General features: G+C 42.9%; 25 protein-coding genes and 2 tRNA genes. 16 read left to right on the top strand and 11 right to left on the bottom strand.

Features of this window, described 5'->3' with window-relative positions; translation table 11 throughout:
• Positions 1-13 precede the first annotated feature (13 nt).
• Together WHS38_01130 and WHS38_01125 are read left to right on the top strand one after the other, a co-directional pair.
• Positions 14-502 carry a hypothetical protein gene (locus WHS38_01130; protein MEJ5299573.1) on the top strand — a complete coding sequence of 163 codons (489 nt, stop codon included), beginning with the start codon at positions 14-16 and terminating at the stop codon, positions 500-502.
• Positions 495-1511 (top strand): potassium channel protein, encoded by a 1017-nt coding sequence (locus WHS38_01125; GenBank protein ID MEJ5299572.1) that lies wholly within the window; start codon positions 495-497, stop codon positions 1509-1511. The genes WHS38_01130 and WHS38_01125 overlap by 8 nt, the downstream gene beginning before the upstream one ends.
• Here the strand turns inward: WHS38_01125 and WHS38_01120 are convergent.
• The 3 genes from WHS38_01120 to WHS38_01110 form a co-directional block, all read right to left on the bottom strand.
• The gene (locus tag WHS38_01120; GenBank protein MEJ5299571.1) at positions 1475-2509 is read right to left on the bottom strand and encodes an RluA family pseudouridine synthase; all 1035 of its coding nucleotides are present in this window, start codon (positions 2507-2509) and stop codon (positions 1475-1477) included. The two genes, WHS38_01125 and WHS38_01120, sit on opposite strands and share 37 nt — an antisense overlap.
• Positions 2490-3527, bottom strand: a complete 1038-nt coding sequence (locus WHS38_01115; protein ID MEJ5299570.1) for a PIN domain-containing protein — start codon at positions 3525-3527, stop codon at positions 2490-2492. The genes WHS38_01120 and WHS38_01115 overlap by 20 nt, the downstream gene beginning before the upstream one ends.
• Positions 3528-3615: 88 nt before the next feature.
• Entirely contained in the window at positions 3616-4104 is a 489-nt protein-coding gene (locus WHS38_01110) for a CarD family transcriptional regulator (protein ID MEJ5299569.1), read from the bottom strand.
• A gap of 321 nt (positions 4105-4425) precedes the next feature.
• Between WHS38_01110 and WHS38_01105 the strand changes: the two genes are divergently transcribed.
• The 9 genes from WHS38_01105 to WHS38_01065 all read left to right on the top strand — a co-directional run bounded on the left by WHS38_01105 (position 4426) and on the right by WHS38_01065 (position 14182).
• Positions 4426-4851, top strand: a complete 426-nt coding sequence (locus tag WHS38_01105; protein MEJ5299568.1) for a hypothetical protein — start codon at positions 4426-4428, stop codon at positions 4849-4851.
• Positions 4852-4919: 68 nt separating this feature from the next.
• The gene (locus WHS38_01100) at positions 4920-5318 is read left to right on the top strand and encodes a response regulator (protein ID MEJ5299567.1); all 399 of its coding nucleotides are present in this window, start codon (positions 4920-4922) and stop codon (positions 5316-5318) included.
• A gap of 274 nt (positions 5319-5592) precedes the next feature.
• Positions 5593-6876, top strand: coding sequence for a sulfite exporter TauE/SafE family protein (locus tag WHS38_01095; GenBank protein MEJ5299566.1), 1284 nt, complete (start codon positions 5593-5595; stop codon positions 6874-6876).
• Positions 6877-6879: 3 nt separating this feature from the next.
• Positions 6880-7584, top strand: a complete 705-nt coding sequence (locus tag WHS38_01090; GenBank protein ID MEJ5299565.1) for a hypothetical protein — start codon at positions 6880-6882, stop codon at positions 7582-7584.
• 611 nt (positions 7585-8195) lie between these two features.
• Positions 8196-10628: a vitamin B12-dependent ribonucleotide reductase gene (locus tag WHS38_01085; protein MEJ5299564.1), complete on the top strand. Its 2433-nt coding sequence runs from the start codon at positions 8196-8198 to the stop codon at positions 10626-10628.
• A gap of 50 nt (positions 10629-10678) precedes the next feature.
• Complete coding sequence (locus WHS38_01080; GenBank protein MEJ5299563.1) at positions 10679-11359, top strand: endonuclease V; 681 nt, start codon at positions 10679-10681, stop codon at positions 11357-11359.
• 411 nt (positions 11360-11770) lie between these two features.
• On the top strand, positions 11771-13213 hold the full coding sequence (locus WHS38_01075; protein MEJ5299562.1) for a DegQ family serine endoprotease: 1443 nt from the start codon (positions 11771-11773) through the stop codon (positions 13211-13213).
• Between the two features lie 22 nt (positions 13214-13235).
• Positions 13236-13823: a chalcone isomerase family protein gene (locus WHS38_01070; GenBank protein MEJ5299561.1), complete on the top strand. Its 588-nt coding sequence runs from the start codon at positions 13236-13238 to the stop codon at positions 13821-13823.
• Positions 13820-14182 (top strand): HNH endonuclease, encoded by a 363-nt coding sequence (locus tag WHS38_01065; protein ID MEJ5299560.1) that lies wholly within the window; start codon positions 13820-13822, stop codon positions 14180-14182. Before WHS38_01070 ends, WHS38_01065 begins: the two co-directional genes overlap by 4 nt.
• A gap of 236 nt (positions 14183-14418) precedes the next feature.
• On the opposite strand, the gene WHS38_01060 is transcribed toward WHS38_01065, so the two are convergent.
• On the bottom strand, positions 14419-14865 hold the full coding sequence (locus WHS38_01060) for a DsrE/DsrF/DrsH-like family protein (GenBank protein ID MEJ5299559.1): 447 nt from the start codon (positions 14863-14865) through the stop codon (positions 14419-14421).
• A 167-nt stretch (positions 14866-15032) separates the two neighbouring features.
• On the opposite strand from WHS38_01060, the gene WHS38_01055 reads away from it, so the two are divergent.
• From WHS38_01055 to alaS, 5 genes are all read left to right on the top strand, one after another.
• Positions 15033-15524 (top strand): hypothetical protein, encoded by a 492-nt coding sequence (locus tag WHS38_01055; GenBank protein MEJ5299558.1) that lies wholly within the window; start codon positions 15033-15035, stop codon positions 15522-15524.
• Positions 15521-16024 carry a CinA family protein gene (locus WHS38_01050; protein ID MEJ5299557.1) on the top strand — a complete coding sequence of 168 codons (504 nt, stop codon included), beginning with the start codon at positions 15521-15523 and terminating at the stop codon, positions 16022-16024. Before WHS38_01055 ends, WHS38_01050 begins: the two co-directional genes overlap by 4 nt.
• On the top strand, positions 16021-16611 hold the full coding sequence (thpR, locus tag WHS38_01045; GenBank protein MEJ5299556.1) for an RNA 2',3'-cyclic phosphodiesterase: 591 nt from the start codon (positions 16021-16023) through the stop codon (positions 16609-16611). Before WHS38_01050 ends, thpR begins: the two co-directional genes overlap by 4 nt.
• Positions 16612-16709: 98 nt before the next feature.
• Positions 16710-17762, top strand: coding sequence for a recombinase RecA (gene recA / locus WHS38_01040; protein MEJ5299555.1), 1053 nt, complete (start codon positions 16710-16712; stop codon positions 17760-17762).
• Positions 17763-17783: 21 nt separating this feature from the next.
• A complete protein-coding gene (gene alaS, locus WHS38_01035; GenBank protein MEJ5299554.1) occupies positions 17784-20456 on the top strand; it encodes an alanine--tRNA ligase in 2673 nt (890 codons plus the stop codon).
• Positions 20457-20723: 267 nt separating this feature from the next.
• Here alaS and WHS38_01030 read toward each other — a convergent pair whose 3' ends face one another.
• The 7 genes from WHS38_01030 to selB form a co-directional block, all read right to left on the bottom strand.
• Positions 20724-21491: an amidohydrolase family protein gene (locus tag WHS38_01030; GenBank protein MEJ5299553.1), complete on the bottom strand. Its 768-nt coding sequence runs from the start codon at positions 21489-21491 to the stop codon at positions 20724-20726.
• Complete coding sequence (locus WHS38_01025; GenBank protein ID MEJ5299552.1) at positions 21488-22018, bottom strand: DUF6691 family protein; 531 nt, start codon at positions 22016-22018, stop codon at positions 21488-21490. Before WHS38_01025 ends, WHS38_01030 begins: the two co-directional genes overlap by 4 nt.
• Before the next feature lie 2 nt (positions 22019-22020).
• A complete protein-coding gene (locus WHS38_01020; GenBank protein ID MEJ5299551.1) occupies positions 22021-22554 on the bottom strand; it encodes a YeeE/YedE thiosulfate transporter family protein in 534 nt (177 codons plus the stop codon).
• 207 nt (positions 22555-22761) lie between these two features.
• Positions 22762-22839 (bottom strand) — tRNA-His (locus WHS38_01015).
• Positions 22840-22856: 17 nt separating this feature from the next.
• Positions 22857-22933, bottom strand: a tRNA-Trp gene (locus WHS38_01010).
• Positions 22934-23025: 92 nt separating this feature from the next.
• The gene (locus WHS38_01005) at positions 23026-23316 is read right to left on the bottom strand and encodes a Dabb family protein (protein MEJ5299550.1); all 291 of its coding nucleotides are present in this window, start codon (positions 23314-23316) and stop codon (positions 23026-23028) included.
• An 18-nt stretch (positions 23317-23334) separates the two neighbouring features.
• Positions 23335-25266, bottom strand: a complete 1932-nt coding sequence (gene selB / locus WHS38_01000; GenBank protein ID MEJ5299549.1) for a selenocysteine-specific translation elongation factor — start codon at positions 25264-25266, stop codon at positions 23335-23337.
• Positions 25267-25382 lie beyond the last annotated feature (116 nt).

The raw sequence follows: 25382 nt of genomic DNA, 5'->3' as shown, positions 1-25382 counted from the left end.
GAGGAAAAAGTCCATGAAAAGGAGAATAAAAGTTCTGGGGCTTGTAATGATATGTATGGGGCTTTTCTCCTTGTCTTCTTGCTATTTTCACGGGAAAACCTTCTATGGAGGACCATACCCTAAAGCTTACGTATCAATTTTAACCAATATTAAACCCTTTGATTATCCGTGGCATAACCCACCATCGGATACAACGGGAGTTCATATTATGGCTGTAGATGGACGGGAGGTCCCAAGTTACGTTAGAGGAGGACCTATTCTTCAGGAAATTGAGGTCATGCCTGGAAAGCACCGCTTAGAATTAAGCCTCTTAAGAAGTATAGGACATGCAGGAAATATTACTTCTCACGACACCGCAACCATAGAAATTGAAACAAAACCTGACAGAACTTACCTCGTTGATGCCAGAATAGATCCAGTTTCTAATAAATGGTATCCAATAGTGGTTGACATGTATGAAGCTGGTCTCAAAGCTAGATCCTTTATAGGAGCACATGAGTAGAAGCATTGTGAGTAATCGGATTATCTTCGTTTCAGCAGTTTCCGCATCGATAGTTCTTTTCGGAACTCTCGGCTACATGTTCATAGAACAATATTCCTTTCTTGAAGGTCTCTACATGACTCTCATCACTCTTACAACTATTGGTTTTGGTGAAGTAAGACCTCTCAGCGAAAAAGGCAGGATCTTTACAATCTTCCTAATCCTTGTTGGAATAGCTTTTGTAGCCTCACAATTAGCTGCCCTTGGAAACTATATTGCTGATGGACAATTCCTTCAAATGTATCGGAGGCGTAGAATGAAGAGAAGACTCGCTCAAATTCGCAATCACTACATAATCTGCGGTTATGGACAGATGGGAAAGATTGTTGTAGCTGAACTCATAAAACATGACTTTCCGGTCGTTGTTATAGAAAAATCCGAGGAAGAAGCCATAAAACTTGAAGAGACAGGAATTCCCTATCTCCTCGGCGATGCTACGGAAGAAGAAATTCTTATTGAAGCCGGGATTAATCGAGCAAAGGGACTTGTGGCTTTAGTTAGCAAAGATACTGACAATGTCTTCATTGTTCTTACAGCAAGGGATCTTAATAAAGATCTTCTTATATGTGCTAGAGCTGGAACATCTGGAGTAGAAAAACGACTTAAGAAAGCCGGAGCAGATCGGGTAGTATCTCCCTACGCAAGTGGGGCTATCCGAATCGCACACAATATAATCCGTCCAACCGTAACTGATTTTCTGGAATTAGCCCTCTCTGGCGAAGGCATGGAACTAGGTATGGAAGAAATAAAGCTCACCGAGGGATCTTCCATCATTGGAAAGAACCTCATTGAATCCAACATAAGAAGTTCCTACAATTTGATTATCGTGGCAATAAAAAAGCTGGATGGATCAATGATTTACAACCCGGCTCCATCGGAAATACTCAACCAGGGCGATATTCTTATCGCTATTGGACCCAAGCTTAATCTTGCTCAATTCGCTACAAACATAGCTTCAAAGAGACCATAGCGAGATGAATGTGATGAAGATAGAGTTGTAACGACGGAAACCATATCTTCAGGTGGTAATGCTGAAAAAGAAAGGCGTTCTCCTGATATGGGATGATTAAAAGCAATGGAAGCGGCGTGTAGCATTTGATGATCAATATTCATCACAAGTCTTCGTAACTTCTCGTCCTTTAAATTCTTACAAAGGCTTTTATGATTACTGTAAAGTTCATCTCCAACAACAGGGTGATGAATATAACTAAAATGAACTCTTATTTGATGAGTTCTTCCTGTAACTGGTTTTGCTTCCACCAGAGAAAAAACCCCCCAACTTTCTAAGATCTTCCAATAAGTAATAGCCTCACGTCCCTTAGTTTTCGAAACAGCCATCTTCTTTCTGTTAACAGGATGGCGATCTATAAGGGTTACAATGGGCGACAATTCTGTTTTAGGAACCCCCCAGACAAAAGCTAGATACTTTTTCTCAACCGTGCGATTTTTAAATTGGTCGATCAGCTTAAAGTAGGCTTCATCCGTTTTTGCCACCACCATAACTCCTGATGTTCCTTGATCAAGTCGATGAACAATACCGGGGCGAAGGGGAGCGCCGACGGAAGCTAGTGATTCACAATGATAAAGAAGTCCATGAACAAGAGTGTAATCAGCTTGGCCTGCACCCGGATGGACAACAAGTCCCGGGGGCTTGTTAACCACAACAATCCACCTATCTTCGTAAATAATGTCCAGTGGTATAGCAACTGGTTCAATCACCGCATCGGTGGAAGGGGACAATTGAGCAAGTTCACAGCGAACCACATCGTTTATCCGCAAGATATAACCTGGTTTTTGAATGCGATCGTTTACCTTAACATAACCAGCCTGGATTAGTTTCTGAACTCTGCTTCTTGAGCATTCCACCAGTTCACTAGACAAAAACACATCCAGCCGTTGTCCAGTTCTAGACTGGTCAATAACGAAAACTCGAGTAATTGTGTCGTCTTTAGCGCTGACGTCCGTCATCTGAAGTCTTAAGAGCCGTAAAGATCATGCGACCTACAGGAGTCTGAAGCACACTCGTTACGGAAACTTCCACTTCCTGCCCCAGGTATTTGCTTGCATTTTCAACCACCACCATGGTGCCGTCCTCAAGATAAGCTATACCCTGACCGTGTTCCTTGCCTTCTCTAAGAATCTGAAGCTTCAACACTTCCCCCGGCAAAACGGTGGGTTTCATAGCGTGAGCAAGTCTATGCATGTTCAAAACCTGGATACCGTTGACTTCTGCAACTTTTGCCAAGTTTGCGTCATTTGTGAGTATCTTAGCCTGAAGCTTGAGAGCAAGGTTAACAAGCTTGGTATCTACATCACCGCCTTCCTTTATAGAGTGGCGATCAATGCGCACTTCAATTTGCTTGTTTTCCTGAAGGCGTTTAAGAATATCCAATCCACGTCGTCCCTTTGCTCTCCTGAGTTGATCCTGGCTGTCGGCGATGTGCTGAAGTTCCTGAAGGACAAAATCCGGCACCACAAGAGGTCCTTCTAAAAATCCTCCATCTACCACATCTAAAATCCGACCATCAATAATCACGCTAGTATCCAGAACTTTAGGAATACTACTGCCGCTTTTAACGACGCCCCCCTTACCAAACCATGGCAGGTTAGGAGCGACCTCGGCAAATTTGATACTTCCCAAGACTGTTCCTATGTAACCAAAAAGGCAGCAGAGAATAACATAAATACTCACCTGAACCGTTGGATTCTGAAGACTAGTAAAACTTCCGCCTATAAGCCTAGCGATAAAAAGTCCAAGGATAAGTCCTAAAGTTCCACCAAGAATCCTCTTTAGAGGAAGCCTCCTGATGACATTTTCAAGAGCTATAACGATTGAAGCTATAAGTCCAGCAATAAAAGCCCCTGCAAAAGGTGCCCATGAATATGATGCAAAGTAATCAATTTGTGCTGTAATAAAATACCCACCCACTCCACAAACAACAATTATAAATAGCTTAAGAACTGTCCAGATCCACGCAATATTCATCCTTCCTCCTATTTAATTGAAGATGACAGACATGCCATCAACGGCAGTAAAATCTTAATAAACAGCAAGAGCTTTATATCAATTGCCCTTACTTTCCCGCATCTAATAGCTGATAGATCATCTCTTCAACAGTGTCCTCAGAATTTCCTGTTACTAAAGAAATTTCTTTCACTATTAGAGACTTAGCCATATCAAGCATCTTCTTCTCTCCGAAAGAAAGGTTTTTGACAGTTTGAGTTAAGTAAAGATTCCTGAAGACTTCCGCCAATTCATAAATAGATCCAGATTTGATCTTTTCTCTATACTCTCGATAGCGCTTATTCCAACTGGAAGACACAACCGAAATTTCCCGCTTTTTTAGCACTTCAAAGATTTGAGGAATCTCTCCTTGATCCACTAAAGGCCTAATCCCTACATGGTTGGAGTTGGTAACAGGAAGGAGGATTTTCATATCGTTTTCCAAAATGCGAACCACCAGAAAAAGCCGTTCTTCTCCATCAACTGACTTAGTCTGAACGTCCTCAATCCGGCCAATTCCGTGAGCCGGATACACAACTAATTCTCCCTTTTTAAACATCTTCTACCCCTTTAGTCTTTTCAGGTTTTAAATTATAACACAATATCCATACCAGGGAAATATCAGGAAAATATTCTATGGGGCCGGCAAGAAAACAGGCAGGAACTAAATGGTGTCCGGTATTTTTACAGTTTGAAAAAATCTTTTTCATCCGTCCTATGTCAGAGACCACGGCGCACCTTGTTAATTAGAGATACCACCTTGTTATACTCATCCTGTCACAATGCATAACCCATCCCAAGTTATTATTCTTCTAGCATGGCATATTCATTGCTTAATCATTGGGTGGCATGGACAGTAGATTACAGAAGGAGACCCAGGGTGGGAAAAAGGCTTCTCGTGCTGGATAGAAACCGCAACATTAGAGCCCTACTGCAGAGAGAACTTTTGAGGGAGGGATACGAAGTGGTGCTTTTTAGAAATTATTCTGAGCTAAGAGAACATCTCAAGATCGACTCTAATTACGATCTCATCATTCTTGATACCGATTCCTTTGAAACAAGTCCTTCCCAACTTCCTTCCTGGATAGACGAAATCAAAGTTCCCGTCGTGATTCATTCGTGTCTTCCCGGTTCATGGATGGATGACCACTTTAGCGTAAACTTAAATAAGGAGCGTCAACCTGTAGTGATTGTGGCAAAAGAAAACGTGGAAGAACTAAAAAGAGTTGTGAAAAAGATAATAGCCCTATCGGAACGCCAAAGCGATCAAACCCAACTTGCAGGCGAGACAGGTAATAAACCGTGAACTTTCTAAATGAAGCTAGAAAAACCATACAATCACCCTGGAATTACTACAAAAGGAGTCAAGGTAATATGGAAGAAAACAAATGCAGAGTGCTTCTTGTGGACGATGAAGAAGAATTTTTGAGAACCCTGATCAAGCGACTTAGAAAACGAAATTTTATTGTAGATGCCGTTCCGAGTGGAGAAGATGCCCTCGCATACATCAAGGACCATCCCGTTGATGTAGTGGTGCTTGATGTCCGTATGCCCGGCATGGATGGTATTCAAACTCTCAACGCCATTAAATCAAATCACCCATTGATCGAAGTTATTATGCTCACAGGGCACGCCAATGTGGAAGTTGCTGTAAGAGGCATGGATATTGGAGCCTTCGACTATCTTATGAAACCAATGGATATTGATGATCTGGTCTACAAAATCGAGGACGCATACAAGCGGAAAAAGCTTAAAGAAAAGCTTGAGAATTAGGAGTAACAGACTGTGAAGATCAACCCTTACCCTTGTGGAAATGTAGATATCGTCTTCCTAAGAACGCCTAGCGATCTGATCTTATCTTCTTCGCTTCCTAACCCACGTGGTGTTTCTTTATGCGGATCCTCCCTGTCCATGCTAGCCCATCACCCCCCGGTAGGGACACAGCACTGCCTGTGGCCCTACCTCAATGGCAAATACACGGCTAGGTTTTATAAAGCCGTTTATTGTGAAAGAGCTATCAATCACACAATAAAGGAGGTATGGTAACATGAAAAGATTTCGAACAGTAATGATGTTTTTATCAGAAGCATCAAAAGCACACGCTAAATGGGAGATTGATACGGCAAGAACCATCCTAAGCAGCAAAAAACGGCTTTTCATCCTATTTCTCTTAATGCTTCCCGCAATCCTTTTTTCTATAGCCGTTGCAGCAGATGCTTTGCCATCCATCATTGGCGGCAAGGAAGCCTATGGACCTGCTTTCTACAGCACTAAGGTGTTCATAGTTTCAATGATTGTAGGACTTTGCGCTGGTCTTATCACCGGATGCATAGGCGCTGGTGGCGGTTTTATCATAGCCCCGGCCCTTATGACTGTTGGTGTAAAAGGTATCCTCGCGGTTGGAACAGACCTATTCCACATCTTTGCTAAAGCTATAATGGGAACTGCTGTTCATAAAAAATTGGGAAATGTTTCGGTAGGCCTCGCCATAGCTTTCCTCGTAGGGTCAATCATTGGAGCTACGGGAGGCGGGTTGTTAAACCGCACACTTTACAACATAAACCCAGTGCTGAGTGATGCATTCATCAGTTTGGTATATACAGTTCTCCTTGGCTTCCTTGGAATCTATAGCCTAATAGACTTCCTAAAGCTAAGAAAAGCTCCTGATGAAGTTGGAGCCGTCCATGGAGAAAGTCCCAAAGGAGCCGTTGCAACATCCGGGAAAGTAGGTCTTCCAGCTAAACTCCAGGCATCAAAAATCCCCCCTCTTATTCGGTTCGATGAAGATTTAGTGCCCGGTGGTAAAACCATTCCGGCTCTTTATGTAGCCATAGCCGGTCTTGTAGTAGGGCTTGCCGCGGCTATCATGGGTGTAGGCGGGGGCTTTCTTACTTTCCCAATTTTCGTATACGTCCTTGGAGTATCATCATTCACAACAGTTGGAACTGACATTCTTCAGATTATCTTCACTGCAGGATATGCTTCCATCACTCAATACGCTATTTACGGATTCGTCTTCTATACTCTCGCTATGGGTATGCTCCTTGGATCTCTTATCGGGATACAAATAGGCGCTCTTACAACCAAGGTGGTCAAAGGAATTTACATCCGTGGCTTTTATGCAGTTTCTATCCTGGCAGGTTTTCTAAACCGAGGTTTCTCATTGCCTGGAAAACTCACCAGCCTCAAAATAGTCTCTATTCCCAAGTCCACGCTGGCTGTCATCGATACACTGGGAACCTGGATTTTCTTCATAATTATCGGATTTTTCACCCTTTGGGTAATGAGCAAGTTCTTCACCAACATTCCTTCACTACGAGAGGAGGTATAAACCATGATTCGCCATACAAAAGACTTTGTTATAGGGGTAATTTTGACCCTAGGATTCTTCGTGGTGCTATGGGTAATATTCAGTCCTGTATTCGGAGGAAAGAACGGGCTTCAGGCCGCTGACGATCTTTTCAATTCCATAGCTAAAGGATCGGCATATTACATGAAGGAAATAGCGGAAAAAGCAAAAACCTTAAAAGGTCAGGAAATGTCCCTCAATGTGAAGCTTCCTTCCGAACAACTTGCTCAAAACGTTGAAAAAATACTCGTTGCCCGGAATTTCATCGTCACCAGATCCAAGGATCAAATAAAGGTTTCCGGCGATGTCGGACTTTTACTTCAATATGCCATAGATGACTCTGAGATAATGTATAACAACAAAAGCGATTCGATAAGATCTCTATATGGAATTCCAGAAAAAGAAGCCATGTTTGCCTGGTGGAATTTCCTAAAAGGAGCTCAAAAAGCTCTTATGGAACAAAAGCAATTCGCCCAGGCAAAAGTAATGAACGATGTCATAACAAAAGCTGTTGAAGTAGGATATAACTTCTACGGCATCACCGCAAAGAGCATAAAAGAAAAGGCTGGTATTGCTACATTTGCTCTTATCTTCTACGTAATTTACACAATGTGGTGGGGGTATGCTATTTACTTCTTGTTTGGAGGATTAGGTCTTGAGATGAAAGCATCCAAGAAAAAAGAAGTCTAGAGCCTATAGAGTGAGCCCCACCCCAGCCCTCCCCGTCAACGGGGAGGGGGAAGAAATCCCCCAGCCGACGGGGGATTTAGGGGCTCAACTCTCGATAGGGGCAGGTTTCAAATCTGAATCTACCGATAATTTGTTTTTCTAAGAAAAAACGCCTTTGAAAGAGATTTACTCGTAACTTAATCCTATTTTACCTTTCAAAAATCCGCTAAGCCCTCATTTACATGATAATTTTTCACTTCTAAAAAGCTGTGGCGACATAAAAAGTTACTTCTTTTATCTTTCTAACTTTCTGGAGTTCCTAGATGATTTGAAATGAAAATATTAAGTATAAAAATCACTAAAATCGTTTTTGACGGAGTCGGATTCCCTGATTTAAATATCGGAAAGCTGAGTCTAGGGTAGTAGCCTCCTGAACATCCGGGAAGAGCTTCCAAGTACTCAAATTCCATAGAGGTGGTGGTTATTCTAGCATTTAGGTAGTTTAAAAAGACGAGCGAATAGCCGCTTTGGATTAGCTTTGGTAAAAGTAATTGAAAAGGAACTATAAGCTAATTGGGGGTAAGAGACGGGGATATTAAAGCCCACTGTTACTCACCATAAGGGAGGGCAACGTGGCAGTAACGACGGCAAAAGATAGCTTGTCCACAAACACGATGACGCACAATAAATCGCTTCTGCCATCTTATCTTGAACCAATGCCGACATCTGTAAGTCTATCCTCTAACGCTCTTGTCGTGCTCAAAAAACGCTATCTAGCCAAAAACGAACAGGGTGAAATCATCGAAACGCCCGAAGAACTTTTCTGGCGTGTAGCCCGCTCCATTGCAAAAGCTGACGCCATTTATGGAAAGTCCAAAACCGAAATTGCTAAAACCGAAGCTAAATTTTATGCTTTAATGACAAAAGGCTACTTTCTTCCCAATTCTCCAACTCTTATGAATGCTGGGCGAAGCCTTGGGCAGCTTTCAGCATGCTTTGTTCTGCCTGTAGAAGATTCTATGGAGGGCATTTTTGATGCCGTAAAATGTGCCGCATTAATCCACAAATCTGGTGGTGGAACCGGTTTTAGCTTCTCTCGTCTTCGTCCCAAAGGAGATATTGTTGGTTCAACGTCCGGAGTCGCTTCAGGTCCTGTTTCCTTCATGATGGTTTTCGACACTGCTACAGAAGTTATCAAACAGGGAGGACGTCGCCGAGGTGCCAATATGGGCATCCTTCGGGTGGATCATCCAGATATTGAAGAATTTATCACCTGCAAGGAAGACAACAGCCGTTTTACCAATTTCAACATATCAGTTGCTATAACCGATGAATTCATGGCGGCATTGGAATCAGACGGCTTTTACAGCCTAGTAAACCCTAGAACTGGGGAAAGGGTAAAAGAATTAAAAGCAAGAGAAATTTTCGACCGTATTGTGGAAGCTGCCTGGCGAAATGGAGAACCCGGTGTTGTGTTCATAGATCGCGTAAATAAGTCAAATCCCACTCCACATCTAGGACAAATTGAGTCAACAAATCCATGCGGCGAACAGCCGCTTTTTCCATACGAGTCCTGCAATCTTGGGTCCATAAATCTCGCCAAAATGTGCAAGCGTAAAGGCGACAAAATGGTTGTTGATTATGATAGGTTACGTAACGTAGTCTGGGATGCGGTTCATTTCCTGGATAACGTCATCGACGTCAACAAATACCCTCTACCCGAAATCGAACGCATGACTCTTATGAATCGAAAAATTGGACTGGGGGTAATGGGCTGGGCTGATCTTCTTATTCAGCTGGAAATACCCTACGATTCTCCTGAAGCCGAAAAGCTCGCTGAAGAAGTGATGAGTTTTATTCAGACGGAGTCCAAGAAGGCTTCTGCAGAGCTAGCAAAGGAGCGAGGTAATTTCCCGAGCTATAAAGGCTCCATATGGGATAACCCTGAGACGCCTTACATGAGAAACGCTACTACTACCACCATAGCCCCAACTGGTTCCATTTCAATCATTGCAGGATGCTCCAGCGGCATTGAGCCTATATTTGCCGTAGCTTTCGTAAGAAGGGTTCTGGACGGGACGGAGCTTGTGGAGGTAAATGAACACTTCGAACGAATTGCGAAAGAGCGCGGATTTTACACCGAGGAACTCATGCGAAAAATTGCCGAAACAGGACGCCTGGAAGATGTAGAAGTGCCGGATGACACTAGACTTATCTTCAAAACAGCTCATGACATATCACCCGAATGGCACGTGCGTATTCAAGCAGCCTTTCAGCGTCACGTAGACAATGCTGTGTCGAAAACCATCAATTTCCGAAACACGGCTACAGTGGATGATGTGAGAAAAGCCTATCTTCTGGCCTACTCTCTAGGCTGTAAGGGAATTACAGTTTACAGAGATGGTAGCCGTGAACAACAGGTGCTTTCCGCGGGCAAAAAACAGGAATCAACCCCTAAAACCACAGTCCAATGTGGACCTATTCAAGTTGAACCTCGTCCCAGACCAGAGGTCACTCAAGGCGTTACAGTTAGAATCAATACAGGCTGTGGCAAACTCTACGTCACCATTAATGAAGACGAATACGGCATCTGTGAAGTGTTTGCTCAGATGGGCAAAGCTGGTGGATGCGCCTATTCTCAGATAGAAGCCACAGGAAGGCTTATTTCTCTTGCTTTGCGTTCTGGTGTAAAGGTTGAATCTATTATTAAGCAGCTAATGGGTATCCGTTGCCCTTCACCGGCTTGGCAAAATGGTAGCAGTGTATTGTCGTGCTCGGACGCTATTGCCAGAGCTCTCAGAGAATATGTAGAGGGAAAGACCAGACAAAAGATCGCAGGAATTCAAGAAGCGTCCAGTAAAATAGGCTGTCTCTCACACACTACGGTGAGCGATAGCAATATGCTTTTAGATGAAAACTCCATATCCCTGTTGACATACGAAATAATTAGTAAAGGACGATGCCCAAGCGAGCAAATGGGTGCATGTCCTGAATGCGGCGGGGCTGTCGAACACGAAGGAGGATGTATAGTTTGCAGATCCTGTGGATTCTCAAGATGTGACTAATAATGTAGGGGCAGGTTGACAAACTGCCCTTATGTAAGCGGATTTTCAAAATGCGCCTGGCGCTCGCTCTGAAACTTCAGCAAAAACTTGCTAAAAAGGTTATCATATGTCCTTTTGAAAAGCTGACATACCCAAGCGCAAAATCGCCTTCCTCACTTTTAATCGCAGCAACAGATTTGGGCATTCGCAAAGACTCTTTTACTGCGGCGATAGCCGTATATGAATTAACCATACACCCTGACAGATCGCCTAAACTGAATCTAGTTGAAGAAACTGTTCATGTAGGTGATGCCAAGTCTATTCGCTTTCCTTACGTGCCAGGTTTTCTTTCCTTCAGAGAAATTCCACCCCTTTTACAGGCATTTAAAAAACTTACCGTTTCACCCGATGTAATATTATGTGATGGGCAAGGAATCGCTCACCCTAGAAGAATTGGACTGGCAAGCCATCTCGGCGTTATCCTTAAAAAACCTTCTGTTGGATGTGCGAAAAACAAACTATGTGGAACTCACGCTTTATTACCAACCGCCAAAGGATCATGGGTCGATCTTTTGCACGAAGGGCAAACCCTAGGGGTCGTTTACAGATCCAAAACCGGTGTAAAGCCAATTTATATATCACCTGGACATCTCATAGACATCCCATCCAGCATAGCACTTGTTGAGATGTGCCTTGGAAAATACAGAATTCCGGACCCCCTGAGAAGAGCTCATGCTTTAACCAAAGCATGATTTTAAAAGTAAAGTTTTTTCCAGAATTGGTGGTTTCAAATAGCAACACCCCAAACAATAACAGATTTAATATAGAGTTTGAGTTTTGCAAACATTTAGAAACTCTGAAAAGGGTAAGACATGTATGGGCGTGGAAGTGCCTTGAGCATAACAATATAATACTCATGTGAGAGTTATACCCCACTGCTTTTTTGGACACTTTCAAAGCTAGAATAAAAAATGGGGTGGCAGACTAAGGCTGTAGGGTGTTAGCAGTTGAAAAATATCTTGCCTTTTATGCTCTCTAAACCTAAAACGTAGCCTGGCAGGCTCTTAAGCCTGCTCTACCGCGAGGCTCGCGGGAATGGGAAGTGGGTGCCTAAAGCTATTAAATTACTAATTCGGGCACAAACCTTTGAAGGAGGTTGGTAAATGATAAAAAAAGTTTTGGTAGGAATGTGTATAGGGATTCTGACATGGATCCTACCGCTTAAAGGCAATTGTTCCTGGCCCTTTGCCGGCGGCTCACAGGCTCCAGCTTCTTTTGCTGACCTAGTAGAAAAAGTTAGAAAGTCAGTTGTTAACATATCCACTACCCAGGTAATTAAAGACCATCCTCTTCAGCCTTTTTTTGGTCCCGACTCACCGTTTAGAGATTTCTTTGGTGATGATTTTTTCAAACGATTTTTTGGGGATATGCCAAAACAAACTTTCAAAACCCACTCTCTAGGCTCAGGTTTTGTAATAAGTTCTGAAGGTTATATTTTAACCAACAATCACGTTGTTGAAAAAGCTCAGGAAATAAAAATAAAGCTAGAAAACGGCAAAGAGTATGAAGCAAAGGTTGTGGGTAAAGATCCAAAAACAGATATTGCCCTTTTGCAAGTAAAACCCGACAAGGATTTTCCAGAACCGGCTGTTTTAGGCGATTCAAATACTATTCGAGTAGGGGATTGGGTTATCGCGGTTGGAAACCCCTTTGGGTTGGGGCATACGGTAACTGCGGGTATCATCAGTGCGAAAGGACGTATAATTGGAGCAGGCCCCTATGATGATTTCATCCAAACCGATGCTGCTATCAATCCTGGAAATAGCGGCGGACCTCTTTTCAACATGAAAGGAGAAGTTATAGGCATAAACACTGCCATTGTTGCTAGAGGTCAAGGAATTGGCTTTGCTATCCCGATTAATATGGCCAAAGACCTTCTCCCGCAACTTAAAAAGGGAAAGGTTATCCGAGGCTGGATAGGCGTTATGATCCAGGATGTTACACCCGAAATCGCCAAATCCTTTGGCCTTGAAACCCCTAAAGGAGCTCTCGTTGCTGACGTAATTTCCAACGGACCAGCAGATAAGGCTGGTATTCAAAGAGGTGACATAATAACAAACTACAATGGTAACGAAGTTGAGGACTACCACGCCTTTTCGAGAATGGTGGCCAACACTCCACCTGGCACAAAGGTGAAGATACAGTTGGTAAGGGATAAACAGATTAAAACTGTCGAAGTCACAATTGGAACGATGCCCGAGGGTGAAGTCAAACTTTCTGAAAAGGAATCCCCCCTGGGAGACAAGGTAAAAGGATGGGGAATTTCTGTGCAAAATATTACTCCAGAAATTGCCAGACAATTTGGATGGAATGAATTAGAAACAGGCGTTGTAGTTACAGGAATTGAAGAAGGAAGTCCGGCCGAAGAATCTAAGCTAAGACCTGGGGATCTCATCAAAGAAATAAATCGACGTAAGATTCAAAATGTGCGTGATTTTAAACAGGCTATCGATAGTGCTAAAAAGACAGAAAGTCTTGTGTTGCTTGTCAAGAGAGGAGATCACACTTTCTATGTAGTATTACCACCTTTTGAGTCACAAAAATAAAAAGTCAAGGAGGGCAAAACCTATGAAAAGAGTAATTGACGTTCAAATTGTTCTTACGATTATCATCGGAACACTACTTTTCGCCTTTTCACTGGCAGTAGCTAAAGAATTTAAAGGTGTAAATTTTCCTGACTCCATAAAAATAGGAAATGAGACATGCCTGCTTAACGGAGTCGGCATAAGAAAAAAGATGATGATCGAAGGATACTACGCAGGCTTATACATCAAAACCCCCAGTAAAAACGCTAAGGAAGTTATATCATCCGACGAACCTAAGGCCGTTTTGATTCATGTGGTTTATAAGGAAATCCCCGCCGACAAGTGGCAAGAAGGTTGGAAAGAAGGTTTTGCCATTACGGCACCTCAGGCACAAGGTGAACTTAAAAAGCAAATCGAACAATTTATTGGATTCTTTAATGAACCAATAAAAAAGGGAGAGCAGATTTTAATAAGTTATGATCCCGCGAAAGGAACCGAGATTATAATAAAAGGGAAATCCAAGGGAGTATTACTAGGAAAAGAATTTATGCAAGCTCTATGGGGCATATGGTTTGGAGATAAACCCGCCTCAGCAGAGTTAAAAGCTGGTATGTTAGGTGAGTCGAAATGAGTGAATATTACTTTCTTGTAAGTGTTACACCCGAGTTTATAAAAAAGGAAAAAGAAAAGGCTAGAGCTTTAAGAAAGACAAGATGGTGGCAGCGCAAGATATCTAAAGGACATTGCTACTACTGCGGTGCCGCTGTCCCACCAAATGAATTGACGATGGATCACATTGTCCCATTAGTTAGGGGAGGACGTTCAACCAAGTCCAATATTGTGCCAGCCTGCAAAAGCTGTAACAACAAAAAGAAATATTGGTTACCCTGTGAATGGGAAGATTATTTGTCAAACACAACGCAAGCGAAAAAGGTTCATGAAAATGGAACGGCTCAAGATAGGGCAGGTCAATCACGAGAAATGTCGTGATTGCGATTATGCAGTGTATTGTTATACTAAACCATCTCTATGGGTTTTTAGAACTCAGGAGGAAATGGAGAAAAAAATAGCATATATGAAATTGTGCCCTATAAAAAAGGATCTTTGCTCTGATTGCGATCAAGAAGATTCTGATGACATCAGTAATTTATCAAAGAAATCATCAGTTTGAGACAGGACATGGGCGAGCATCAGACTCGCTCATGTCCCTGTCCCTTAGTGAATCATTAAATAAACATGTTAATTTGACACTTACTTGCGTGTTTTAAATATTCTTCGGCAGTTTGAATACTTACTCCATCAATAAAATCACTTTCTTTTAACTCCATCATATCAACCGTCATCTTACAAGCAACAAACTTAACACCTTCCATCTGAGCCATTTCAATTAACTCTTCAAGAGATGGTATGCCTGCTGCATCCATTTTTTTCTTCATCATCTTGGTAGCTATAGCTGCCATGCCTGGAATGGCTCCCATAAAACCAGGGGGAATAAATTTACATTTTTTAGCACCATTTTTTTTGATTACATTAATACCCATGAAAGTAAAAAAGACGGTAGCGTCCATACCAAGACGACGAGCATTAATTGAAAGAATAAGAGGAGGAATTGCACCGTCATAGGTATCTCTCGCACAAATGAAAGTGCACCCTGTTTTTTCTTTTTCTTCCATAATATACCCCCTCCTGATTGTAAAATTTTTACCGTCAGCCTATTAATTAAACCAAGTATCTGTGTCAACAAATTTTTCTATGGAAAATCTTAAAAAACAATTCTATATTAAACTTGTTGATAAATGGTTATGATAAAAACCAAACATCATAAGGAGGGCAAGACACTATGGATACTCAAGAAATGGTAACTAAGCTTTTATACGAGTTTAAAATTACTATCAGTTCAAGAGACCTAGAATCGATAAACTCTTTTGCAGGGGAAATTTTACAAAAAGCTACTAAACTTGGAGTTGATAGCGTAAGTGTTAGTATAAATACACTTACAAAAGAGACCACAATTAAAAAGGGATCTGAATTAAAGCCGCTAGAACTTAAGCAACAGATGCCCCAGAAAAGAGCCAAAAGACAGAGGGCTCGTGTTGCAGATGGAACTAGCGAAATGAAAGTCGCCATTCAGAAATTTTTTGAAGAAAAAGGAAAATCAGAAAGAAAAGAACTAATGGATTTTCTTAAGGAGCGATTTAAGGATCTGTATAAAGAAACAACCATCACACAGAAAGCCGATATGATTATAAGAGAATTCTTGCAAAAAGGCATTCTTGCTAAAAGTTCCCGCGGGATTTTTGAAATAGCCACAACTGGCGGTGCAACTGTTTGATAATTGAAAAAAGTCATATGGAGACACTTTCCACACTAGTAGGAAAAATTGGAAATTTGCTAAAAGCCAGGGGATGGAAGCTTTGTATAGCCGAGTCGTGCACAGGAGGGTTGCTTGGAGGATTTATTACATCCATTTCTGGAGCATCTGATTATTTTGACCGAGGTTTTATAACTTACAGTAATGAAGCCAAAATTGAGCTTCTTGGCGTATCAGCTCAAGCCATTGAGACTTTCGGAGCTGTAAGCGATGTAGTGGCTCGAGAAATGGCTGAGGGAGCTCTAAAGCATTCACGAGCCAATGTAAGCATTAGCATAACAGGAATAGCTGGCCCCACAGGGGGCACCCCCCATAAACCTGTGGGCACTGTTTATATCGCCTGTGCAATTCCAGAAGGCGTTAAGGTTAAACACTTTAAATTTGACGGAAACCGCGAAGAAATTCGCCGCCAATCGGTTGAAGCAGCATTGGTGCTACTATGGGAAGAAATTCAAACATGATACGAACTTTTATAGCCATTGACCTTCCGGAAAGCGTCAAGAAAGATCTAAAAACTCTCCAAAATTCTCTAATACCTTCTGCCACCAAAGAAATTCGATGGGTAAACCCGGAAGGTATTCACCTTACTCTGAAGTTTCTTGGCGACGTGGAGTTAAATCGCATATCGGAAATTGAAGCGGTTATCGCCGATATTTCAAAGCAACATAAACCTTTCGAACTTACGCCTCAGGGTTGTGGAGTTTTCCCTTCCTGGAAATCTATAAGGGTTATATGGGTAGGGCTGGTAGGCGATTTAGATCCTCTCAAGGCTCTTTATGCAGAAATTGAAGAAAGACTTGAACACCTTGGATTTGCCAGAGAAAATCGGGAATTTACCCCACATCTCACGATAGGAAGGGCCAAAAACATTTCTCGAAGTGAAAAACTTAGCCAGACACTAGCTAAGTTTACAACTTTCAAATCATCCCCATTTGTCGTTGATGAAATTGTCCTTTTTAAGAGCACGCTCACTCCTTCCAGAGCAATTTACCAAAAACTTTCATCCGCTAGTTTCGATCTCCCAAGCTCGCATGACAAAAATATTTGAACAGATTCCCCCATCCTTGTCATAGAAACAAATAGATGGTAGAGTAAGGCGGGCTATTTGTGCAGACTAACCTGAATCCTGGGAGGCATTAATAAAACATGTCAGACGATCGGCAGAAAGTCATTGACGCAGCCTTGTCGCAGATAGAAAAACAATACGGCAAGGGCACAATCATGCGCCTTGGTGAAAAAGCCCATGACGCGAGCATTTCTGTAATACCAACCGGAGCGCTTTCTCTGGATCTTGCTCTGGGAACTGGTGGAGTTCCTCGAGGACGCATTGTAGAAATCTATGGACCAGAATCTTCAGGAAAAACTACCCTTGCTCTTCACATCATAGCGGAAGCCCAAAAACAGGGTGGGGTCGCAGCTTTTGTTGACGCCGAGCATGCGCTTGACGTTAATTATGCTAAACGGCTTGGAGTAAATGTTGAGGATCTCCTCATCAGCCAGCCCGACTATGGAGAACAGGCTCTTGAGATAGCAGAGATACTTGTCAGAAGCAATGCCATAGATGTCATCGTAATAGATTCGGTGGCAGCTCTTGTTCCGCAAGCAGAAATAGAAGGCGATATGGGCGAGAGCCATGTTGGGCTTCAAGCACGACTCATGAGTCAAGCTCTAAGAAAACTAGTGGCATCAATTAACCGTTCAAAAACCTGTGTGGTCTTCATAAATCAAATACGGCAAAAAATCGGGGTAACCTATGGTCCTTCTGAAACCACCACTGGAGGAAACGCTCTAAAATTCTACGCATCAATTCGGCTTGATATCAGACGTGTAGGATCCGTAAAGGAAGGAAATGATATTATTGGAAACAGAGTCCGAGTTAAGGTAGCTAAAAACAAACTTGCACCTCCATTTAGAGAAACAGAATTTGATATTCTCTTTCAGGAAGGCATATCAAAAGAAGCTGACATACTTGACCTTGCAACCAGTCTCGGCATAGTTAATAAATCAGGCGCATGGTATTCCTATGGTGAAACCAGACTCGGCCAGGGTCGTGAAAATGCTCGAAAGTTCTTAAAAGAGCGTAAAGACATTCTTGAAGAAATTGAAGGCAAGGTTCGATCCATACGATCGCTTCCGTCAGCTTTTACAATCATAGGTAGCACGAGTTCAAACAGTCTGGAAGCCGTTGAAGAGGAGTAAAACCACGTCAGAGGGATGGGCATGGAAAGAAAAAAGGCGAGGAAAATTCGAGCAGAATTTTTGGATTTTTTCAGGGAGAGAGGACACACGGTTGTAAAGAGTTCCTCACTTATCCCAAAAGATGACCCAACTCTTCTTTTTACAAATGCCGGCATGGTGCAGTTCAAAAGATGTTTTTTGGGCGAAGAGAAACGCTCTTACACCAGAGCAACATCCAGCCAAAAATGTATGAGAGCGGGTGGGAAACACAACGACCTTGAAAATGTTGGTTATACAGCTCGCCACCATACTTTTTTTGAGATGCTTGGGAACTTCTCTTTTGGAGACTACTTCAAAAAAGAAGCTATAGAATTTGCCTGGCATTTCCTCACAGAAAATCTTGGACTTCCAAAAGACAAACTATATGCCACAGTGCACGAAGGCGATCAGATTATGGGTATAGGTCCCGATGAAGAAGCTCGTAAACTGTGGGCTCGTTATCTTCCCGAAAACAGGATCCTCGCCTTTCCTACAAAAGATAACTTCTGGATGATGGGTGATACTGGACCGTGCGGTCCCTGCTCAGAAATCATCATAGATCAGGGTGAAGCCTACGGTTGTGGCAATCCGGATTGCAAGCCCGGCTGTGATTGCGACCGCTATCTTGAATTGTGGAACCTTGTTTTCATGCAATTTAATCGAAAATCAGACGGCTCCCTAGAACCTTTACCCAAACCCAGCATAGATACCGGTATGGGACTTGAGCGAATAGCCGCCGTGGTGCAAGGTATGCCGTCTAACTACGATACCGACCTTTTTGCCCCTATCATGGCCAGGATTGAAGAAATAAGCGGACATGCCTATGGAACCGATAAGCGCCACGATGTTTCTATAAAGGTTATCGCTGATCATGCTCGAGCTGCCACTTTTCTGATAAACGATGGAGTCCTTCCATCTAACGAAGGTCGGGGTTATGTTTTACGTAGAGTCATCCGCCGAGCTCTAAGGCATGGACGATTCCTGGGACTTGACAGACCGTTCCTTTACGATGTCGCCCCGGCTGTAGCAGAAACTATGGCTGATGCGTATCCCGAAGTTGTGGAAAATCTTTCTTACATTCAGGAAGTTATCTCCCACGAAGAAAAAAGATTCAGTGAGACTCTAGACTTTGGACTAAAACTCCTTCACCAAGAAATTGAACGCCTACAGGATGCCGGACAAAAAGAAATCCCCGGGGAACTTGTTTTCAAACTATACGATACTTACGGATTCCCAACCGATATAGTAACCGACATGGCAAAACAACTGAACTTCTCTGTAAACCTTGCACGTTACGAAGAACTTATGACTATTCAGCGAGAGCAATCCAGAAAATCGTGGAAGGGGAGCGGAGAACAGTTACCCGCTGAGGCTTACAGAGAATTTGTTACCGAACATGGATCAACGATCTTCCTTGGTTACACAACCACTAAAGCCCGAAGCCGCATTATGGCTATCGTCTGCAATGGACAAATGATTGAAGAAGCTTCAGCCGGCGAACAGGTTGAAATTGTAACTCGGGAAACCCCCTTTTATGGAGAATCGGGCGGACAGGTTGGAGACAGAGGAACTATTGGAGGACCAAAAGGCATCGTTGACGTAAACGACACGAAAAAGCTACCGGGTGATTTAATTGTTCACATTGCTCAAATTCGAGAAGGTCAGATAAAAGTTGGAGATGAAGTTGATCTTATCGTTTATGAAGATTTGCGCCGTGATACGGCTCGACACCATACTGCAACTCACATTCTACATGCCGTGCTAAGAAAAGTGTTGGGAGATCACGTCCGCCAGGCTGGATCTTTGGTTGCGCCGGAACGATTCCGGTTCGACTTTACCCATTTTAAGGCTCTCACGGAAGAAGAACTTCAATTAATTGAAGATCTCGTAAATGAAGAAATCCAAAGAGATAGACCTGTCAGCGTTAGAGAAATGGCATTCGATGAGGCACTTTCGTCAGGAGCTATTGCACTTTTTGAGGAAAAGTATGGTGATCGTGTAAGACTTGTGGAAATTGCCGAACTAAGCAAAGAACTCTGCGGCGGCACACATACAGGCAGGACATCTGACATAGGCATGTTCTTTATTCTAGAAGAAACAAGCGTTGCTGCGGGGGTTCGGAGAATAGAAGCAGTCGCAGGTAGAAGGGCCATCGAAACTGCTAGAAACTGGAGAAAACTTCTTAAAGAAACCGCAAATCTTGTAAAAAGCAGGTTAGATGATGTACCCAGTCGTATCGAAAAGCTCATGGAACATCAAAAGCTACTTGAAAAGGAAATAGAACGTCTAAAGCAAAGCCTTATTGCAACTAAATCTCAAGATATTCTAGAGCAGCCTCAGCAGATCGGAAACATTACAGCTATCATTGCCGAAGTGGATGTTGAAGATCCCAAAAGACTACGCGAAATATACGATAGATTTAAAGAAAAATATCTAGAAAGAAGCGTGCTTGTATTGGGAAGCCGTCATGAAGGAAAGGCACTGCTTCTGGTGGGGGTTTCACAAGACTTTACTAAAACATGCCACGCTGGAAACATGATAAAGGAACTTGCTGAAATTGTTGGAGGGCGCGGTGGAGGACGAGCTGATATGGCACAGGCCGGGGGAACTCAACCTGAAAAACTCCCCGATGCCTTAGAAAAAGCTAAAGAACTTATAGCCAATATGGCGCGATAGAAACGAAGATGTTATAAAAACTTCCCTTATGGAGTGGCGAAACACAGGAAAGGCAGGGACGAAACTTAGCTTGGAAGACATTCCCAGATTCAGGTAGCTAAAAAATTACCTCAATATATAATTCACCACATAACGGTAAGGGCGACGCATGCGTCGCCCCTACAATTTATTACGGAGTTTTTTAGAACTCTCTCGCGATAGAAACTGGAAGGGGCGAAACTATTCGCCCCTTCCCTTTCCCACCAACCAAGTTGCTCAGTAAAGTCTTTATTCTCGAACTTGCCTTAACAAATTCAAGACATTCTCACGCACTATCTTATCCTTTTCTAATTCAGAAATGGGAAGGTCCATTATCTTACGAAGTTCCCTTTTTGGATTCCCGAAAGGAAAATCCGATCCAAAAAGAAGTCTCTCTACGCCGTAATTTCTTACGTAATCTTCAATGGTGAATCTATCGGCAAGAGCTGTATCGGCGTAAACATTAGGGAGATCCCATAATCCTTCGCTTTTTATCCTGCCGTAACCTCCATTAAGCAGCCCAAGATGAGGAATAATAACCTTCACTCCTGCGGCACGTTCCCGAACAAAAGCCACTGTTTCGGTAAATTCTTCTTCCAGCACCACAGGCATTGAACGTTTGCAAATTTCATCAATCATTATTTTACATTCGGGATCATCATAATTGTATCTCGGTTCGTCGGCGTGGCGGTGCCATTTAATACCCTTAAATCCTCGATCAAGTTCTTTCCAGGCAAAGTCGTTCCATACAAAAAGAAAGGGATAAACAATAAAATCTTTCATAGATGAAGCAAGAGCCAGAAGGTAATCATGAGCTCGACGTCTTACTACCTGCCATTCAGGCGAATCAACAAATAAAGGATCGTATCTATCGTAAACCTCGCTAACTGGTGGAAAAGCCACCACGCCCCCTATAGGTGTTCCCTTACAAGCCGCCCTATAGGATTCTATATCCTGCGGAGGAAATTTATCCTGGATGCCGCAGTGAATGTGAGAATCTATTACTTGCAAATTCATATGCCCTTTTTCTCAAACCATGCAAAAAGTCCCAGGGAAATAACCCAGATTGCAATAACTACAACCCAGGGAGAAACGTTCAGCACCTCGGGTAGTCCTATTTTACCAAAATCTTTCCACGCCAGGATCGTGGTTTTAAAGACAGGAAAAAGCTCGGCATAAATGGCCGCCCCCACTATCATGCCTATAACTGCAAATATAGCGTGTAACCGGCCTTCAGCAATAGCACCTATGGATGTACCGGGGCAAAACCCCATTATACCCCAACCGATTCCGAAGAGACTTCCACCGATCAGGACAGCTCCCAGGTTCATTGGCTTATGATTCAAGGTTATAATACCCTGCTGAGATAGCAAAGTGATACCTACCGATCCCACCATAATAGCTGAAAGCATGAATTTAAGTATAGTCATGTCCTTAAAAAGCATCGCGGCTATCTGCTTGTCAAATCGTAACACTCTTCCTTTTTGAAGCAAAAATCCAAAAATAACACCCGTAGCCAACCCGAGCCAGAGTTCCTTTTCCATGGCTATTTCCTCCTGTAGATAATGTTAGCAACTATGACACCAAAAAGGAAAAACATCGTAAGTGCTACGAAAGCGCTTGCAGAAAGCTGCATCATCCCGCTAAGGCCGTGACCACTTGGACAACCATCAGCCATCCTGGCTCCAATCATTGCAATTATTCCCCCGATAAAAGCAGCAATGGCTCTTTTTAAAACCGAAGGACCAAAACGTTCAGCCCATGTTGGGGGAACAAGCTCGACTTTAAAGCTCCCATCTGCAAAAGACGCAAAAAACGCTCCTAAAAAAATGCCAACAATCAACATAAATTGCCAATCAACTTTTACTTTTTCTTTTTTGAAATACTCATTAGTTGCAACGTGCTCCGGCGAAATAGATTTTTCAACTAACCCCGCAGCTCTTACGAAGGTTGTTGATGATCCAAGATAGGTTGTTTTCCCAAGAAGGTGAGTAGTTGCTATAGCCGATACAATGGCAAGAATGCCAACAAGAGCCCCAGCCAGATATGGGCTCCAGCCGTTACGACGCTTATTTTCCATGATTTATTCCCCTCCTGTTTTGATAAACTGAGAAAAATAATAATCGCTTCCGATATTTTATATTCATCAAGGTCTATAAACATCTATCAACGGCCGGTCAAGCAAGGGCTATAATTAAGGACGTCTTTCATAGCAATACACACATGGCAAAATAAAAATAGGAGCGATTTATGGGTCGCTCCTATAGGCAATTCTTCTTGGTAATTATGGGGTGAGTGAGCGGACTTGAACCGCCAACCCCTGGGGCCACAACCCAGTGCTCTGACCGTGTTGAGCTACACTCACCGCCACGACTTCCAATCTGGCAGGCCAGGAGGGATTCGAACCCCCAACCCCCGGATTTGGAGTCCGGTGCTCTAGCCGTTCGAGCTACTGGCCTACCGGCTGAAAGCCTTTTTAATATAGCCTTATTTTGCAATTGTTGTAAAGAAGAAAATGTCCCGTCCAATCTACGTCATAAGAACAGCGGCACTAAAACTCAAAATCTACCGCTATGATTTGCTCCGCAATGGCTCGAACCTGCTGAAGAACCTTTATGTGATCAGGATGGACTCGATACCGCTCAAGTGCTTCTAAATCTTGAAAATCCGAGACGAGTGCAAAATCGTAAGACCGTTCAGATCTCACTACATCTCGCCCGAATAAGAACCCTTTTATTTCGGGAATGATGGAAGGAAGCTTGCCAAGCATTTCTTCAAACCGTCTTTTTTCATCTTCAGACACATCAGACTTAAACTTGATAACAATAACATGTTTGATCATCTTTCTTTCTCCTCTTTGCTATTCCCTAAGACGCCTTACATCACCAACTCGAAGCGTTATCTTTTCACGGTCACAATATTCAAGCAAAGGAATTGCGTACTTTCTGCTTGCCCCGATCAATTCCTTAAACTGGGTGGGTGAGATCTCACCATGAGATTTCAGAAATTCCACAACTCGGTTTTTTAGCTTCTCAAGAACCTTTGAGTGAAACACAAGGTCTTCTTTTACTCGAACAAGAATACCTTCGTCCACCATCCAGGCAAAAACCGTTTCGGCTACATTTTCCGCCACACCAAGTTGAGGAACCACATCTTTAAAAGCAGGAGGCTGGTAACCAGCCTCAAGATAAATCCGATCAATAGCATCGCTTGCCTTGCGTTCTTTATCACCGAGCTTTACAGAATGAGTCGCTAGAGCAACAAGTTCCTGTCGAATAACAATAGCTTTTCTACTAACAAGCTGATCAAGCACCAGAACAAAGACCTTCTGAGGGTAATTCTTTGCGACTTGATAATATAAAAGATCTTTCGACATTCCATGTTTCAGAGGATTATCGCGATGATAAGCCGCTAACCTCTCAAGTATTGCCTTCTCGAGTTCTTCACAGGACTCCTTACAAACGTAACACTTCAAATCCTTATCGAAATTAAAAACTTCCCTGCGTTCTTCAAGGGTGGATACGATATTTTCAAGCTGCTTTCCATAAATACCGGTTTTAACCTGCAATTCTTTGAAAGAAATACCCTTTTCTCCGCTTTTAGATATTTGCATCCGAACAATTTCTTCCTCATCAGCCACAAATAGATTTTGCAACATCGCTGCAGCTTCCAGCCTCATGCGCCTTCGGTATCGTTTTGGAAGCGGATCCACAATCACTCCACCGCCAATGGTCATAACTGGTGAGTAAGACCTCAAGACGAAACGATCACCTCGAATCACCGGCACAGGGTGTTCTAAATGTATTTGGGCAAAGAAGTGATCCCCCGGCATAGCCTCCATACCTTCTAATAGGAACATCCGACCAAGGTGTTCAGCCGTTCCGGTATGAAAGCGAAGAACGGATCCGTGTTTTACAGGGTGCTTTTCGTCCGGTAAGAGTTCAACATACACATCCAGTGTTTTTGACGGAATAAGAGATTCCGGGGTGGCTACAACTTCACCCCTTTGCACTTCGTTTTTTTCAAGTCCTTGAAGGTTTATTGCTACTCTCTGCCCTGGTCCAGCTTCTTCAACTGATTCTCCATGCACCTGAAGGCTCCTTGCTCGAGTAGCATGTCCGGAAGGATACACCACCAGAGGATCAGCAAGTTTCACTATCCCTGAAGCACTGGTTCCTGTGACAATGGTTCCAAAACCTTTTATGGTGAAAACTCTATCTATGGGAAGCCTGAAAGGACCATTTTTATCTCTATCAGGCACTGTTTGAGCGATTTCAGAGAGAACGGCGATCAATTGCTCCATTCCTTCGCCAGTTGCGGATGATACTCTCACAATAGGAGCATTCTCCAGAAAAGTGCCGCGCACTACCTCACGAATATCCTCTTCAACCAATTCAAGCCAGTCTGAATCCTCAACAAGGTCGATCTTAGTAAGAACGATCAAACCACGGGGAATGCGCAGGATTTTGCAAATGTCGAGATGTTCTCGAGTCTGGGGCATGACACCTTCGTCAGCGGCAACAACGAGAGCAACAATGTCCATTCCTGTTGCTCCCGCAACCATGTGATGCACAAAACGTTCATGGCCGGGAACATCAACAATGCCTAAACGGATGCCATTAGGCAAAGTAAAATGGGCAAATCCCAATTCTATAGTTATCCCACGCTCTTTTTCTTCTTTGAGACGATCTGTATCTATACCGGTCAGAGCGCGGATAAGGGATGTTTTGCCGTGATCAATGTGTCCTGCTGTTCCAAGGATAATCTGTCTCATGGCAAGCCTTTCTCGCATTTAGCCCGCTTCTTTATGCGTATGGTTTTACCAGGGAAGTTACAATAACAAAGAGAAGGCAAAATCATCAAGCTTTAACAATTTACAATGATAAGGCTTAATTTCGTTTATCTGTC

Source organism: Thermodesulforhabdaceae bacterium (assembly GCA_037482015.1).
Classification (GTDB): domain Bacteria; phylum Desulfobacterota; class Syntrophobacteria; order Syntrophobacterales; family Thermodesulforhabdaceae; genus JAOACS01.
Note: the sequence above shows the minus strand (reverse complement) of the source record. Positions and strands in the feature narration are given on the sequence as shown.